Raw genomic sequence first — 15,852 nt, 5'->3', positions numbered from 1 at the left:
TTTCTCCTAAATACTTTGCCAACGAGGTGCATGCACCTTATTAATCAAATCAAGTTGTTGTTGATAAATCTGCGCTAACATTGTTAGCAATGCCTGGTTTTGGGGTTCGTTTTTAAGTGCTTGCTTAATGGCATACTCTGCCTCCTCAAGCTCTTGTAATTGTGTTTGCCAATTATCGGTTAAGGCGTCTTGATTTTTATACTGCACCAGTAAGCTTTGCTTTTGCTGTGCAAAATAGTCACTTATGGCCACAACCGGTTGTGGTTTAGGGTTGATTACAAACATATTGAGCGCCACTAGTGCAGCGACGATACATGCCGCCATTGCGCTTAACTTTGGCCATAAAGTAACGGCTGATTGCTCAGGCTCATTGGTATTTACAATGGCTCTTTCTATACCTGCCCACAGATCTTTTTGTGGCGTTATCTCTTTATCAAGCGTGTTTAATGATTTATCTAAAAAGTCGTCAAAGTTTGGTTTATTCATTTTCATACCACTCTTGTAATAACTGCCTTGCTCGATGATATTGTGATTTGCTTGATCCAACGGCAATACCCAATTGCTCTGCTATTTCTTCATGTCGATAACCTTCTACTGCAAACAATACAAACACCATGCGTGCGCGCTCAGGTAACCTAACAATTAGCTTATCTAAGCCGTTTAAGCCTTTACAGTCTTTAGCCGATTGCTCATCCATACCGTCTTGTTCAATGCTAACGACTTTTTGTACCCAGCTTTTTTGTTTACGTAAGTAGTTAATCGCAATATTACTCGCCACACTGTATAACCAAGTAGAAAACTGCGAACGACCATCAAACATTGCTATTTTGTGCCACACCTGAACAAACACTTCTTGCGCAGCATCCTCAGCGTGCGACTGATCAGCTAATAAGCGCAAGCACAAACCGTAAACGCGCTTTATATGCAATTGGTAAAGCATTGTGTATGCACTTTGATCACCCGACTTTACGCGCTCAATCAATGCATTTTCGCACTCAGCGGGTTGATCGGGTTTAACGTGTAACATCCGTGATATCACCTTTTAATTATTATGGTATTGGTACCATTTCCAGTGTATTGATAAGTTAGACGCAATAACAGCGGTAAAAGGTTTGAATGAAATGAAAATAAATTTAAAGAATTTAAAGAATTTAAATTCTAAGTAAGAAGAGTATTAGGAGGCAGTACCACATTAATAATAAAAAAACTGAATTTTAGGCACAAAAAAGCCGTGCTAAAAGCACGGCTTTTGTCGCTTAATTTAAAATTAAGCTTCAGCGATTACGATTACTTTGATAGTAGCCGTTACGTCTGTGTGAACAGAAATTGATACGTCAAATTCACCAGTCTCACGGATAGTACCTAGAGGCAAACGAACTTCTGACTTAGCAACTTCAACACCAACAGCTGAGATAGCGTCAGCGATGTCACGAGTACCGATTGAACCGAATAACTTACCTTCGTCACCAGCTTTAGATACTAAAGTAACTTCTGCTAATGCTTCTAGTTTTTCAGCGCGTGCTTGTGCAGCAACTAACTGTTCAGCGATTTTCGCTTCAAGTTCTGCGCGACGAGCGTCAAACGTTTCAATGTTAGCTTTAGTCGCAGGAACTGCCTTACCTTGAGGGAAAAGGAAGTTACGTGCGAAACCAGATTTAACTACAACCTGTTCACCTAGGCTACCTAGGTTAGCGATCTTATCTAGTAGAATAACTTGCATGTTTCTACACCTTTTAAAAACTGTTAATCCGCTGCTTACTTATGTAAGTCAGTGTATGGAAGAAGGGCTAAGTAGCGAGCACGCTTAATAGCAGTTGCTAGCTGGCGCTGGAATTTAGCGCTAGTACCTGTAATACGGCTAGGTACGATTTTGCCACTTTCTGTAACATAGTTTCTAAGAGTAGCTAGATCTTTGTAATCGATTTGTTGTACGCCTTCCGCTTTAAAGCGGCAGAACTTACGACGTCTGAAATAACGTGCCATGAGATTAATTCCTCAAATAATTCTTTCTATATGCTGAGCATGCAAAACCAATTGGCTAAGGCCGTTACGACCTTCGTGGCGATTTAAAAAACCACTCACTTGCAATGCCTGCCCAACGTGCAAATGTTGAGTCTGTTGTTGCATTTGCTTTCCACTGGCAACAACCTGAAGCTTTACATAACTATTACGGTTAAGGTCTGCTTCGGTTTGCATCGATTTATGTTCTAAAACAAAAATGCAATGCGGGATGCCAGCAGGGCTTTGGCTTAACTTGGGTGTTTTACAAACTACCCCAGATAAAACCAGCTGATTCATAAAAGGGCTAACCATTTATATTTACCGCCAGTTAAACGCCATGCTTGGACTCAAAACAATTAAGCAGCTGGTGCTTCTTTCTTCTCTTCTCTTGCAAGAGGAGACGCTTCAGTTACTGCAGATTTAGTGCGGATAACTAAGTTACGAAGCACTGCATCGTTGTAGCGGAAAGTAGTTTCTAGCTCGCTGATTACTTCAGTAGGTGCTTCAACGTTCATAAGAACATAATGAGCTTTATGAAGCTTGTTAATTGGGTAAGCCAATTGACGACGGCCCCAATCTTCAAGACGGTGGATTGAACCACCAGCTTCAGTGATAGAACCAGTATAACGTTCGATCATACCAGCAACTTGCTCACTCTGATCTGGGTGAACCATGAATACGATTTCGTAATGACGCATGGATATTCCTTACGGTTAATAGAGCCTTCTACCGTTTCGGCCGGTCGGTTTAAGGCAAGGAATTAATAGTTTAAAAGCCGAAATGAGCGCGCATTTTACGCTTAGTAGGATAATTAAGCAAGCAGGTTTTTTAAGCTTTAATAGATAAGTGTTAAAGCTATTGGGTGATGGTACTCGATGCCCCGCTATCAATAAGTAAATTGAAAGTAAGTGCCTTCGTTTTTTTGGAAGTCGCTGAGCTTGCTCGCACAAAAAAATCAAAGCTTTTAATTAATAAAGTCCTGTATGTGCTCCTAAAATATAAACGTTTACTCAAGCCTAAAGCCGTGCAATTATTAAGCAACACATTATTAAATAAGGATATTTATGAAGCTTTTATTATCGCTTGCCTTGATACTTACTTTTAGCACCTCTTTTTTTAGCTATTCAAACACCGCTACAACCGACATAACCGTTGGTAAAAAAGTTATTCTACAATCAAAAATACTTAACGAAGATAGGCCAATCAGCATCTTCATACCTGACACTGTAAAAGACGACCAGCCGCTTTATGTTATTTATTTACTTGATGGTGTTGAGCACTATCATACGGCGTCTGGCGTTATAAAATCCCTTGTTGATTACGAGCAAATACCTAATGCCATGCTTGTTGCTATTGATACAACTAACCGAGTTCGTGATTACTTACCTCAAGTAGAGGGTGAGCCTAAAACGGAGTTTCAAACCTTTGTTAAAAATAAATGGCCTGACGCTGGGCAAACCGACAACTTTTTAAAGTTTGTGTCTGATGAACTCATGCCATACATAAACAATAATTACTCAACTAACGGCTACAACACTTTAATTGGTCACTCTAACGCTGGTACATTAGCGCTTTATACTTTAGTTAATCAGCCTGAATTGTTTAACAACTACATAGCTATTAGCCCAAATAGTTGGTGGAGTGACGAAGAGTTAAAAAATAATATTATTAAATACACTAAAAACCCTAAAGGTGCTCAAGAGTTATTTATTAGTGTAGCGAGTGAAGGCGCACGTTTTTATACAGGCGCATTAAATACGTTAGTAAATTTAGAACAACAAATGCCCACACAGCTAAAGTGGGAATATAAGCATTACCCTACTTTTAGTCATATGGGCACCATACTTCCAGCAATTAGCGATAGCCTGATTCACTTGTTTAGCGACCTAATATTTAAAGTAACAGACGAGCATGGAAAATTCGCTGATGTATCACTTATTACCGGTTACTACCAAGCACTGAGCGATAAGTACGGATTTGAGCTTAAAATTCCACAAGATGTGTACGTAGAATTTGCCCACCGCCAGCAAAAGTTTGGTAATACTAAAAAAGCGATAACGACGCTTAAACACTTTACTCGCGGTTACCCAAATGCAGCCTACTCCCACATGCGATTGTCGCAAGGCTACACGGCTGACAAACAATTTAAGGAGGCTGTTACTAGTATGAAACACGCACTAAAACTTGCTAAACAAAATTCGCGCGACCCACTGTTAATTGATGCACTACAAGATATGGTGAATGAAGCCCAAGCCAATTTGTAACTAATTTTACGCAAAGCGCTTTTTAACTAACGATAGTAATTACGAGCTATGCTCCTCGCGCCGCCAAGCTGCACGCCTACAGGTAAAATTAAGCTTAGTGTTAAACTTTGCATGAAGACGCAGAGCTTGCTCGCGTAAAAAAGCGCAGCTTTTAATCTGTATAAAGCCACTTAAAATAAAAAACCGATGTTTAAACTAAACATCGGTTTTTCTTTGCTAAAAACTGACAGCTAAAAAACTAACCGCTTGTCTTTATCACTTCCCTATCGCTTCTTTGGCGAATAGGTGTTTTATTGGGCCTAAGTTATCAACGAGTGACAGCCCGACTCCACGTATTAGCTTTTTAACTGGGTTAGCACCTTCAAATAACTCTTTTAGCCCTTGCATTATGGCTATGTGCTTTTGCGCGTCGAGCTTGCGTGTACGCTCGTAATCACGAAGTGTGCGGGTGCTTGCAAATTCTTTACTCTCACTTGTAAGTAGCTCAATTAAATACGCGGCGTCTTTTAGGCCTAGGTTCATACCCAGCCCTGCCAATGGATGAATAGTGTGCGCTGCATCGCCCATTAATACTACTTTGCCGCTTACCCATTGCTGGGCGTAACGCATTTTAAGTGGAAATGCCGCGCGTTTACTTTGCACTTCACACAGGCCGCATTGGCCATCTATGGCAGCCATTACGGCTTTATTAAAGTCAGTGTCGTCCATTGCTAGCAATTCATCGCAATGGTGGGGGCTGGTAGACCACACTATTGAATGAGTATTGTCATCGCTTAGTGGTAAAAATGCCAATGGTCCCGTAGGTAAAAACACTTGTCGCGCAGTATTTGCGTGTGGCTCTTTTGTTTTTACTGTAGCAACCAATGCATGGTGATCGTAATCTTTAAAGGTCAGCGCCATATTAAATTGTTTACGAATAGCTGAATTTGCGCCATCAGCCGCCACCAGCAGCTTAGCAATAATAGGCTCGCCGCTTTTAAGGGTTACAAATACGTCTGATTCACTTTGGTGTATTTGCTGGTATTCGGTATCAAACATTAGCGTAGCATTGCTTTGCTGCTCTAACTGTTTAATAAGTGCAAAGCGAATAATATCGTTTTCAACTATATGACCTAAATGGTCGAGCTCAAGTTGTTTGTTATTAAAGGTTATTTTACCAAAGCTGTCGGCATCGCGAACATCCATATGGGTATATGCACATGCACGCTGAGCAATAATTTCAGGCCAAACGTTTAATTGCTCTAATAACGTTTGGCTTGCAATACTAAGTGCGCTTACACGTAAACCGTATTCATCAGTTGGAGGGGCTTGTGTTGATGCTGCATCGAGTACCACGACACTAATATTAGCCTTAGCTAGGCCAAGGGCTAACGTTAGCCCCACGCAACCACCACCAACAATACACACCTGTGTTTGCTTCATAAACGTGAACCTTGTTTAACTTGCCCCATTAGTTGTTTTGCTAACGGAGCTTTTAATGCGGGGAATAAATCCATTGAAAACAAGCCAATGCTTCGCCCAAGCGCTAATACTCGAGATGAATTTGAAAACAACCTTACTAAGGTATCTGTTAAGGTCATCACTGTTTTTATATCTTGGCAGCGTAACTGACCATACTCGCGTGTAAACGCATAGCTCCCTAACTCATTAGGGCTATTGGCAATTAAATCACTCAGTACTTGTACATCACGCAGGCCTAAATTAAAGCCTTGCCCTGCAATGGGATGAATAGCATGAGCAGCATTACCAATAACCACAGTTCGATGAGCTATTAACGATTCGGCTTGTCCATATACCAGCGGGTAGCTTGCGCGCATACCCACTTTAACAAATTGCCCTGCGCGGTAACCAAAGGCTGATTGTAATGCACTTAAAAACTCGATTTCATTTAAGTCCATGTATGAATTAATTTGCTCTTTTTCCATACACCACACCAATGAATAGCGGTTATTGCTCATCGGTAATAGTGCCATAGGGCCATGCTGAGTAAAACGTTCAAAGGCATGGTTATTATGCCCTTCGGCTACTTCTATATTGGCAATAATAGCGCCTTGCTCATAAGGCTGAGTATTAAAATTAAGGCCCAGCAATTGGCGTGTAGGAGATTGCGCGCCATCGGCTACAATAATTAGCTTGGCATTAAGTTGTTCGCCACTTTGCAAAGTCAGTGCGTTGCTATGTAACGTTTGTTTTATTTCGATTACGCTATCAGGGCAAAATAAGCTAATGCTTGATTGCACTAGCCGCTGATGAAGCGCGCGCCCAAATGGATTAACCTCAACTACATACCCTAAAGAAGGTTTTGCAAATTCAGTGCTTTGAATATGGGTTTTACCAAAATGACCTCTATCAGACACGCTCACTTTTTTAATAGCAGAGGTGTAAGGGGCATTTTGATCAAATAAATTAAGTGTTTGTAAATACTCTACCGATTGCTGAGCAAGCGCAATACTTCGGTCGTCAAAGCTTGGGTGGTATTCATCAGTTACTTGGCTTGCTTCTACTACGGCAATGTTTATTGAGGAGTTTATTTTAGCAATGCTAAGTGCACAACTTGCGCCGACTAAACCACCACCAATTACTACAACATCAAACTGCTTAGCCATTGTGCTCTCCACCCGTTATGCGCTTTTAGTTTGTTGCATAAGTGCTTGAATATCGCCAATGGTTTTAGGCACGCTTAAGGTAAGGTTTTCATAGCCTGACTCGGTAACGAGTAAATTATCTTCTATACGAATACCAATACCTTTGTACTTTTGTGGCGCGTTTGAGTCTTCGCTTATATAGAGTCCTGGCTCTATGGTTAAAACCATACCAGGCTCAAATGCTCGCTCAACGTTATTTATTTTATAATCACCGACATCATGCACGTCTAACCCCAGCCAATGCCCAAGGCCATGCATGTAATATTCTTTACAGGCTTGTTGCGCCATTAATTCATCAAAGTCGCCAGTTAAAATACCTAAGTCAAGTAAGCCTTGCGTTAGTACTTCCATTGCTAATTTATTAGCGTGGGACAGGTAACCACCGGGTTTAATTTCTTCAAAGGCAGCCAGTTGTGCGTTAAGAACAATATTATAAAGCGCGGCTTGTTCTTCACTAAACTGGCCATTTACCGGAAATGTACGTGTTATATCGGCTGCGTAGCCTTGTAGCTCACAACCTGAATCAATAAGTACTAGATCGCCATTTTTAAGTACATCGCTATTTTGCGTGTAATGCAGAATATTAGCGTTATCGCCGCTACCTACAATTGTGCCGTAAGCCGGATGAGGTGCGCCGTTCATTGCGTAATGATGATGAAGCTCTGCTTCTAATTGAAACTCTGTTGCTCCTGCATGTGAAAAGCGCATAGCTCGCATGTGGCCACGGGCGCTAATTTCACAGCCTTCGCGCATTATCTCTATTTCGCTTGGCGATTTAAACAAACGCATTTCATGGATAAGGCCGCGAATTTCTTTTAACGTACTCGGTGCTTTAAGGCCTTTGCGAGCCCCGCCACGAAGTGTACCTAAAAGCGTAAACACTTTACTATCAAATGAATCGTAAGCGCCTTGTGCAAAATAAATCGCATTTTTACCATTTAGTAGCTCAAGCAGTTGCTCTTCTAAATCACTTAATGGGTAGGCCTCGTCAAATAAGTAGTCACTTTTGGCTTTATCAAAACCAACGCGTCGGCCATGCCAAATTTCAGCTAATTTGTCTTTATCAAGGCAAAATAGGGTGCTGGGTGTATCGCTGTTGTTACAAAGCACCAATACAGCATCGGGTTCGTTAAAACCGGTTAAATAAAAAAAGTCGCTGTCTTGTCTAAAAGCATAGTCAGTATCGCGGCTTCGCGTTACTTCGCTAGCAGCCGGAATAAGCGCAATGCTGTTATCGTCCATTTGTGCAAGTAAGCGTTCTCTGCGTGCTTTAAACTCTGACTTTTTTATTTCAACCATTATTAGCTAACCCGTTGTACTTTTTAATTAAGTTTAATGAAGCGTTTTTTTATCACTTTGGCTGCTTTGCTCTTTACCAAGCTCGGCAAAACAAAGTAGTGCCGATACACGTACATATTCAATAACTTCGTGAAGTGCGTTAGCATCTTCTTCGGTTTCTTCAAAAGTGGTATCTAGGCGTGTTATTTCGCTAAAGTCGCTAATTACTTCTTTCACGTCAGCCGACAGCTTACCGTAATCTTTTTGCTTTAAACCAAAACCAAGCATAAATCCCGATACCCATGATACGAGGCCATTAGCCTGATCGATGAGTGTTTCGTCATCACTTGGTAAAAATAAATCAAACTGAAACTCTTCATCATTAAAGCTTGCAACAACTTGCTTATAAATAGTGCCAAAAAATGCTTTTAAACCATTACCGAACGATTCACCATCGTTGAATACATCGCTTAAAAGGCCTAGGTACTCCTTGTCGTCAATACTTAGTCCACATGCTAATAAACCACTAATAACACCATGCGCTTCGGCAGGAGAAACAAATATTTCGTTTTTTTCTAAAAGTAGTTGAGCTTTTTCGTAATCTGGTAAATCGTTCATAATCAAGCCTTCGCTTTGCTAGTTAAAGCAATGCTACCACTCGATAAAAAGCAACTCCAATTAATTGTATGATCACGCTCAAAAACTACGCAATAAAGTAAACAGCGAGTTAAAGGTGTGGGAAAACTAAGCGAACGACTTAATTTTTTACGTTTTAGGTTTAAGGATTGGCATATGTCTTATATACTTAATTTGTTCCCTGGGATACTGGAGCTGGGTTAAGTCCCTGAGCCGATAAATTTTATACCAGGGTTTCTGTTCGTTTACTATTGTGCAAGCTTGGCATGTACCGAGAAGCCTACGGTAAACCGCAGATTCCCGCCCTGAAACCTTCTGGTTTCAGGACTGAAACCGAGTACCGTATCTTGGGGAACACCATTATCTACTCGCGTTTTAACACGCACACTCAAACCTCTTTATACATCTACTTTTATCTATTTAACGCCTTAAATAATTTTCAATTTTGCATAGCTAAAAACAAAAAAGCTGCAGGCAATTGAATACCTACAGCTTTTGTATCAACACGTTTTTGTATTATTTAAACCAGCCTTGAAATCGTTCCATCAACATATAATTGACTGGTACTAGCAATAAAGTAATAAAGGTCGCAAAAATAATCCCAAACCCTAAACTAACGGCCATAGGTATTAAAAACTGCGCTTGTGTGGCTTTTTCAAACAGCAGCGGCATTAAACCTATAAAAGTGGTTAAACTGGTGAGCATAACTGGGCGAAAGCGCGATGCGCCAGCAAGTTTAACGGCCTCTATTAAATCGCCACCTTCGCTGCGTTTTTTATTAATAAAATCAACCAATACAAGCGAATCGTTCACTACAACACCTATTAACGCAAGCATACCTAGTAGGCTCATAATGGTTAAATCCATCCCCATTATCCAGTGCCCGACTACTGCGCCAATCATGCCAAATGGAATAACACTCATAACAATAATTGGTTGCATGTATGACTTAAACGGAATAGCTAATAGCGCATAAATTATAAAAAATACAAACACTAGCGCCCAAGCCAATGAGCCAAACGACTCTCTTTGCTCTTTAGCTTCACCTTCAAGTTTATAATCAACCCCCGGGTATTGCTGCATTAGCTCGTCTAAGTATTGTGCGAGGTCGGCTTGAAGCACCGTCATGTTAGTGTTGTTTTTTTCTATATCAGCCGTCACGTTTAAAGTGCGGTAACGATCAATACGGTTTATAGTCGATGGGCTTTGCCCTGCCGTAAGCGTTGCCACATGCGACAATGGCACAGAGCCACCATCGGGGGTGTTAATTAGTATATTTTGTAAATCAGCTATCGAGCGGCGCTCATCGATAGGCAAACGCACCATTACACGCACGTCGTCTCGTCCGCGTTGAATACGTTGAACCTGCGAGCCAAAAAACGAATTACGCACTTGTCCTGCTACATTTACACGATTTAAACCCAGCGCTAAACCTTGTTGTGTAAGCTCTATACGCAACTCTTCTTTACCATCTGACATACTATCAGCAATATCAAACACCGTAGGATACGTTGCTAAACGGTTTTTAATGTTATCAGCAACATCTTGTAATATTGTTAGTGAAGTACCACTTAGTTGAACGTCTATTGGGTCTGAGCTTCGGCCAATTTCAGCTCTAAATGTTAGGCTTTCAGCACCAGGGATCACACCAATTAAATCGCGCCATTCGCTAGCTAGCTCTCGCGAGCCTATATCTGACTCACGCTTTTCTGCAGGTGTAATCTCAAAGCGTACCGCGCCAGAGTTTGACACACCGCCACGTCCGCCAGTAGTCGCTAGTATATTTAAAATAACGCTTTCGCCTGTATCTGGGTCGCGATATTTGTCTTGTAATTGCTGCGCCTTTTCAGACATATCAATCACGTATTTATTAGTTACTTCAAACGGTGTACCTGTTGGCAGTGTTAGATTAACTCGTACAGTTTCGCTCGGAATTCGTGGGAAAAAGATAAACTTAGTCCAACCACTGGTGATCATGGTTAAAATAATAAAAAATACTCCAACAAATAAACTGACCGTTGCTAGTTTATGGCGTAAAGCAGTGTTTAATATAGGTTGGTAATATTTTAAAATTGCACTTTCAAAGCCATCTGCAAAGCGTTGTTGAATCGCTTCAAGCTTTGATGGTTCACCTTTTTGGTGGCGTAATTTTATGTATTTTAAATGTGCTGGCAACACAAATTTAGATTCAATTAGCGAGAACAATAACACCGGAATAACGACTACTGGAATTTGCGCAAATAAGGCGCCGCGTGCCCCTTCAATAAATGCTAAAGGTAAAAAGGCAGCAACCGTAGTCAGCACGCCAAAGGTAACGGGAGTAGCCACTTCTTGAGTACCCAATATAGCAGCCTGCTCACCCGATTTTGCCGTTTTTAAATGGGTATACACGTTTTCGCCGGTTACTATGGCGTCATCTACTACAATACCGAGCACTAAAATAAAGCCAAATAAGCTCATTATATTTAGCGTTACACCAAAAATTGGCATCGCGATAAATGCGCCCATAAATGATACTGGAATACCAATAAATACCCAAAATGCAATTGCTGGGCGCAAAAATAGCGTGAGCAGTGCTAAAACTAAAATACCACCTTGTAGAGCATTACTGGTTAAGGTTGCGATACGGCTTTTAACTAACTCTGAATCGTCATCCCAATAGCTTAGTTTAAAACCTTGTGGTAGCGTGGCCTGCTGTTCTTCAATATAGTTTTTAACATCGTCTGCCACGGTTATCGCGCTTTGCGGGCCAATTCGGTAAACGTCTATAAACGCCGCTTGCTTACCATTAAAACGGGTACGCACTGGCGTTTCTTCAAAGTCGTCTTTAATTGTAGCAATATCACCTAAGCGGATAATCGTTCCGTCGGCTTGGTTTTTTACTACTATGCTGGCAAATTCATCTTTACGATAAGCCTGCCCTTTTGAGCTAATTAGTACATCGCCACCTTCTGTTTTTAAGTTACCGGCAGAAATATCAGAACTTGAATTAGCAATCGCACTCGATATTTGCGCAAGGCTTAGATTGTACTGGCGAAGCGTGTCTTGGCTAACTTCAATGGCTAACTCATAATCTCGAACACCACTTAGCTCTACCTGGGTTACATTAGGCAAACGCAGTATTTGATCTCGCACTTTTTCGGCATATTCACGCGTTTCTTTTTCGCCATAATCGCTTGATACGGTAACAGCTATTACTTCTCTTTTGCGCTCAGCCAGCGCAACAATCGGTTTTTCTGCATCGCCAGGAAACGTATTAATCGCATCGACTCGACTTTTAATATCAGCTAATAACTCACGAGGATCGTAACCGCTTTCAACCTCAATAGTTACAGAGCCTGAGCCCTCTGACGAGCGGCTGAATATTTGTTTAATTCCCTCTAAGTCTTGCACCGCTTCTTCTATACGAATAGTCACGCCCTGCTCTACATCTTCAGGGGTTGCACCACGCAGGCTAACACCTACGCTTATCATGTCTGTTTCGAAAGACGGAAACACCTCAAGTGGTATTTTACTCGATAAACTAAATAGTCCCGACAACAACAAAGTTACTAACAATAAATTGGCAGCAACATGGTTTTTGGTAAACCAAGCAATCATGCTTTATCTCCTTGCTTGGCTGCGCGACGTTTTTTTATTAACTCTTCAACACTGATACCAAGCTCTTTTGCTTTTTGCTCAAGTTGCTCTCGCGACGGGCGCATACCTTTAGGTTTTTTTTCCTTTGGCTCTTCACCTAAAATACTCACTTTAGTGCCCGAACTCACTTGACCAAGTGGCGTGATAACCAACTTGTCGTTTGCTTTTAATCCTGTCTTGATCATTGCTTGGTTTGCGTTTTGCCATGCAAAAGTAACGTCTTTACGTTTTAGTACATCACCCTCAACTACGTACACATAGGTGCCTTGATAAATTGTACTGTTGGGAATGATCAACGCATTTTGTACTGTTTTACCTGCAATTTGTGCCTTAATGTATTGGCCTATTTTAATTGGATATTGGTTACTCTCGGTTGATTTATATGGGTCGTCTATTTTTGCTACCACGTAAAGTTGCTGCGCGTTTTCGTCAATTGCGCCTTCAGTGCGTGCAAGTTGGCCTTGCCATGTTTGTTCGCCCACTAAATCAGAGCTAAATTTGACTAACGAACCGGCCTGGTTTTTAGCACCATCACGGTATTGTTCTGGCAGGTTTACAAACGAAAGGTCTTTATTTTTTATTGGTAAACGAATTTCTACGCTATCAATAGCGTAAATAGTGGCAAGTTGGGTATTGTTAGTCACTACTTGGCCTAAATCGACACTGCGACTCAGTATGCGCCCAGCATAAGGTGCAGTAACCTTTGTACGCTCTAAATCAAGCTCTGCTTTTTCAAGAGTAGCTTGAGCCGATAGCACTTGTGCCTGCGCAGCTGCTAATTGCGGCTCACGTAATACCAAGCTGCTGGCTTGGCTTGAACCACCAAGGCGCTTCCAATCAGTCAGTGCTTGTTGCCCGCGGGCTTTTTCTTCTAGCAAGCTTTGTTCTGCTGTGAGTAAGTTAGCTTGTGCAGATTTAACCTCCGCCTGATGATCTCTATCATCAAGCTTTAGTAACACGTCGCCTTTTTCAAAAAAACCACCTTCTCTAAACTCATCACTCACGTCGATGATTTGCCCTGATGCTTGAGCAACAAGTAAGCTTTGTGTGCGAGGCTTTACTGTACCGTAGCTGTCTATCATTACTTGGTAACGTTGAGGCACAATTTCTAGTACCGACACGCTGATAGCTGCTTTTGGTGCTGAGCCAAAACGCCTCGCTTCTGGCGGGTTACTTTTGATAAAAAAAACAATTAAAAGAGCGGTAACAACAACCGCGGCTGGAATAATAATTTTAGCTGTTTTAGTTTTCATCGTTGTTACTCTTTAGGTCGCTTGATGGTTTTTCAAAATCACCACCAAGGGCAACATGTAGGTTGATTCTATTTGCAATTAATTGATTCTTAATTTGTATTAATGAACTTTGCGCATCGAATGAGCGATCTTGTGCATCCAATACTGTGGTGTAAGTGACTAAGCCACTTTGATATTGCTCAAACGATAACTGCTCGGCAGCAAGTGCATTTTTTTGCGCTTCAAGTGTGCTTGTATATTGAGCCTTTAAAGATTGCTGCTGCGAAATCGCGTTTTCTACATCAGCAAATGCATCGTACAGAGTTTGCAGATATTGCTGTTCTTGCTTTTGTGTATTTAGGCGTGCAATTTCTTCATTGGCTTGTAAACGTCCCCCCTCAAAAATAGGTGCCGAAATACTTCCTAGCAAAGACCATGCAAGGCTTGAAGGAGAAAATAAATCACTCACTCTGTCTGTGCTATCACTTAAGCTTGCAGTTAAATTTAAACTAGGAAAGCGCTGTTTATGTGCGTAAGCCAATGACGCATCGGTCGCCAATAGTTCGTACCAACTAGCAAGTAATGCAGGCTTTCGGGTAATAAGTTCAGATGGAATTCCCAGTGGAATTTCTGTGTTAATAACCGGTAAGTCATTACTTGCAGAAATTGCTCCTTTTGGGTACTCACCTAATAAACGCTCCAGTAGTCTTGCAGCACTGGATAGGCTGGCTGTTTGAGTAGCTATGCGTGAACGTTCGTTATTTAGCTCATTGCGGGCTAAATAAACATCGAGCGCTTCGTTTATACCTTGGCGGTAACCCGATTCAATTATATCGAGATTTTGCTTAGCATTTTCTTCACGGCGTTTATATAAATCGAGTAGCTGCTGTGCAGACACAACATCAAACCATCCTTGAACAACATCCGAAACAAGCTGCTGTTTAGCCTGTTCAAAACGCGCTTTTTGAGCTAAATATGAAAGGTTAGCTTCACGTTTTGAATCTGACAGTTTGCCCCATAAGTCAACTCCATAATTTAAGTTTAAGCTTACGGAGCTAGCATTATTATAACTAACAGGCCGATTATCTTTACTTCGGCTAGTACGCGTAGATAAATCTAAGCTAGGCCAAAGGTCTGCCCCGGACGCTATAAGTTGCTGCTTAGTAATGGCAACATCGTAGCTGGTTTGTAATAGTTGCTGATTGTTTTTAAGCGCTTGGTTAACATATTTTTTCAGCAATGGCGTGTTTAGTTGCGTTAACCATTCATTATCCACTTGCAAAACTGAACTTGCTGCTTGTTGTTGCCACTGCTTAGGAACATTACTGGGTGCTTGTTGGCGCTCCTGTGGATTTATATTACTCGCACAGCCACTGAGCAGAATCACACTAAGTGCCAATAACGTTGGCTTGTATTGCCAAATCATAATTTAACCTGAATTACTGCTATTTATGAATGTAATTCAAGCACCTTGGCTAATTTTGCTCAACTTACTTTACATAACATTACATAGCTAGCGATGAGTGAACTAATAAGTGAGTTATACGGCAGGTATAGTTAAATGATCAGCAACTTTGTAAATATAAACACTATCAGATCACAACATTATTTATGTAGATTAAAATTAATTTATCAGGAAAAAATAAAGTGCTGTAAACGAGGTAGTGCAGCCTAACCAAATCGAATGGGTAACTTATACAGACTACTGATTCAGTGTTTTGATAATAGAAATAAGTTAATAAATGGTGCCGACTAACCGAGTCGAACGGGTAACTTGTACAGACTACTGATTCAGTGTTTTGATAATAGAAATAAGTTGATGAATGGTGCCGACTAACCGAGTCGAACGGTTGACCTACTGATTACAAGTCAGTTGCCCTACCAGCTGAGCTAAGTCGGCACACTAAATTATTTGAAAGGTAGTTTTGAACACGGGTCAAAAACAAAAAAGCCCTGCGTAAGCAAGGCTTTGTATAAATGGTGCCTCGACCCGGAATCGAACCAGGGACACGAGGATTTTCAATCCTCTGCTCTACCAACTGAGCTATCGAGGCACTTAAACAGTGCAAATTAAATGTTGTTAAAACACTTAACTAAAATAAATGGTGCCGACTAACCGAGTCGAACGGTTGACCTACTGATTACAAGTCAGTTGCT

Annotated in this window: 15 protein-coding genes, 2 tRNA genes and 1 other RNA gene; 3 read left to right on the top strand and 15 right to left on the bottom strand. The window is 41.1% G+C overall.

Translation table 11 applies throughout. The features are described from left to right. Positions 1-6: 6 nt before the first annotated feature. From R0J88_RS17410 to rpsF, 6 genes are all read right to left on the bottom strand, one after another. Positions 7-492 (bottom strand): hypothetical protein, encoded by a 486-nt coding sequence (locus tag R0J88_RS17410; RefSeq protein WP_058551689.1) that lies wholly within the window; start codon positions 490-492, stop codon positions 7-9. Then, a complete protein-coding gene (locus R0J88_RS17405; protein ID WP_008131937.1) occupies positions 479-1,027 on the bottom strand; it encodes an RNA polymerase sigma factor in 549 nt (182 codons plus the stop codon). The genes R0J88_RS17410 and R0J88_RS17405 overlap by 14 nt, the downstream gene beginning before the upstream one ends. Before the next feature lie 240 nt (positions 1,028-1,267). Continuing rightward, a complete protein-coding gene (rplI, locus tag R0J88_RS17400; RefSeq protein WP_006793720.1) occupies positions 1,268-1,720 on the bottom strand; it encodes a 50S ribosomal protein L9 in 453 nt (150 codons plus the stop codon). Between the two features lie 35 nt (positions 1,721-1,755). Continuing rightward, positions 1,756-1,983 carry a 30S ribosomal protein S18 gene (rpsR, locus tag R0J88_RS17395; RefSeq protein WP_006793721.1) on the bottom strand — a complete coding sequence of 76 codons (228 nt, stop codon included), beginning with the start codon at positions 1,981-1,983 and terminating at the stop codon, positions 1,756-1,758. 12 nt (positions 1,984-1,995) lie between these two features. Continuing rightward, positions 1,996-2,313 carry a primosomal replication protein N gene (priB, locus tag R0J88_RS17390; protein WP_006793722.1) on the bottom strand — a complete coding sequence of 106 codons (318 nt, stop codon included), beginning with the start codon at positions 2,311-2,313 and terminating at the stop codon, positions 1,996-1,998. Between the two features lie 44 nt (positions 2,314-2,357). Next, positions 2,358-2,699: a 30S ribosomal protein S6 gene (rpsF, locus tag R0J88_RS17385; RefSeq protein WP_006793724.1), complete on the bottom strand. Its 342-nt coding sequence runs from the start codon at positions 2,697-2,699 to the stop codon at positions 2,358-2,360. A 167-nt stretch (positions 2,700-2,866) separates the two neighbouring features. On the opposite strand from rpsF, the gene R0J88_RS17380 reads away from it, so the two are divergent. Further along, the gene (locus R0J88_RS17380) at positions 2,867-3,106 is read left to right on the top strand and encodes a hypothetical protein (RefSeq protein WP_410900552.1); all 240 of its coding nucleotides are present in this window, start codon (positions 2,867-2,869) and stop codon (positions 3,104-3,106) included. Continuing rightward, positions 3,066-4,265, top strand: a complete 1,200-nt coding sequence (locus tag R0J88_RS17375; protein WP_410900548.1) for an alpha/beta hydrolase-fold protein — start codon at positions 3,066-3,068, stop codon at positions 4,263-4,265. The genes R0J88_RS17380 and R0J88_RS17375 overlap by 41 nt, the downstream gene beginning before the upstream one ends. A 255-nt stretch (positions 4,266-4,520) precedes the next feature. On the opposite strand, the gene R0J88_RS17370 is transcribed toward R0J88_RS17375, so the two are convergent. Genes R0J88_RS17370 through R0J88_RS17355 form a run of 4 tightly spaced genes read right to left on the bottom strand, consistent with a single transcriptional unit; the run spans position 4,521 to position 8,806 of the window. Beyond that, positions 4,521-5,687, bottom strand: a complete 1,167-nt coding sequence (locus tag R0J88_RS17370; RefSeq protein ID WP_410900547.1) for an FAD-dependent monooxygenase — start codon at positions 5,685-5,687, stop codon at positions 4,521-4,523. After that, positions 5,684-6,871 carry a 2-octaprenyl-6-methoxyphenyl hydroxylase gene (gene ubiH, locus R0J88_RS17365; protein ID WP_410900546.1) on the bottom strand — a complete coding sequence of 396 codons (1,188 nt, stop codon included), beginning with the start codon at positions 6,869-6,871 and terminating at the stop codon, positions 5,684-5,686. Before ubiH ends, R0J88_RS17370 begins: the two co-directional genes overlap by 4 nt. 15 nt (positions 6,872-6,886) lie before the next feature. Then, positions 6,887-8,209, bottom strand: a complete 1,323-nt coding sequence (gene pepP, locus R0J88_RS17360) for a Xaa-Pro aminopeptidase (protein WP_410900545.1) — start codon at positions 8,207-8,209, stop codon at positions 6,887-6,889. A 33-nt stretch (positions 8,210-8,242) separates the two neighbouring features. Next, positions 8,243-8,806 (bottom strand): UPF0149 family protein, encoded by a 564-nt coding sequence (locus tag R0J88_RS17355; protein ID WP_008131954.1) that lies wholly within the window; start codon positions 8,804-8,806, stop codon positions 8,243-8,245. A gap of 193 nt (positions 8,807-8,999) precedes the next feature. Between R0J88_RS17355 and ssrS the strand changes: the two genes are divergently transcribed. Then, positions 9,000-9,182, top strand: a non-coding RNA gene (ssrS, locus tag R0J88_RS17350) — 6S RNA. Positions 9,183-9,340: 158 nt separating this feature from the next. Here the strand turns inward: ssrS and R0J88_RS17345 are convergent. The 5 genes from R0J88_RS17345 to R0J88_RS17325 form a co-directional block, all read right to left on the bottom strand. Next, positions 9,341-12,424, bottom strand: coding sequence for an efflux RND transporter permease subunit (locus tag R0J88_RS17345; RefSeq protein ID WP_410900544.1), 3,084 nt, complete (start codon positions 12,422-12,424; stop codon positions 9,341-9,343). Beyond that, positions 12,421-13,716 (bottom strand): efflux RND transporter periplasmic adaptor subunit, encoded by a 1,296-nt coding sequence (locus tag R0J88_RS17340; RefSeq protein ID WP_410900543.1) that lies wholly within the window; start codon positions 13,714-13,716, stop codon positions 12,421-12,423. Before R0J88_RS17340 ends, R0J88_RS17345 begins: the two co-directional genes overlap by 4 nt. Next, positions 13,706-15,121 carry an efflux transporter outer membrane subunit gene (locus tag R0J88_RS17335; protein ID WP_410900542.1) on the bottom strand — a complete coding sequence of 472 codons (1,416 nt, stop codon included), beginning with the start codon at positions 15,119-15,121 and terminating at the stop codon, positions 13,706-13,708. Before R0J88_RS17335 ends, R0J88_RS17340 begins: the two co-directional genes overlap by 11 nt. 398 nt (positions 15,122-15,519) lie before the next feature. Continuing rightward, positions 15,520-15,595: transfer RNA gene (locus tag R0J88_RS17330), tRNA-Thr, on the bottom strand. A 78-nt stretch (positions 15,596-15,673) separates the two neighbouring features. Next, a tRNA-Phe gene (locus R0J88_RS17325) sits at positions 15,674-15,749 on the bottom strand. Between the last annotated feature and the right edge of the window lie 103 nt (positions 15,750-15,852).

The organism is Pseudoalteromonas sp. SIMBA_162, assembly GCF_046535955.1.
GTDB classification, from domain to species: Bacteria; Pseudomonadota; Gammaproteobacteria; order Enterobacterales; family Alteromonadaceae; genus Pseudoalteromonas; species Pseudoalteromonas marina.
Note: the sequence above shows the minus strand (reverse complement) of the source record. Positions and strands in the feature narration are given on the sequence as shown.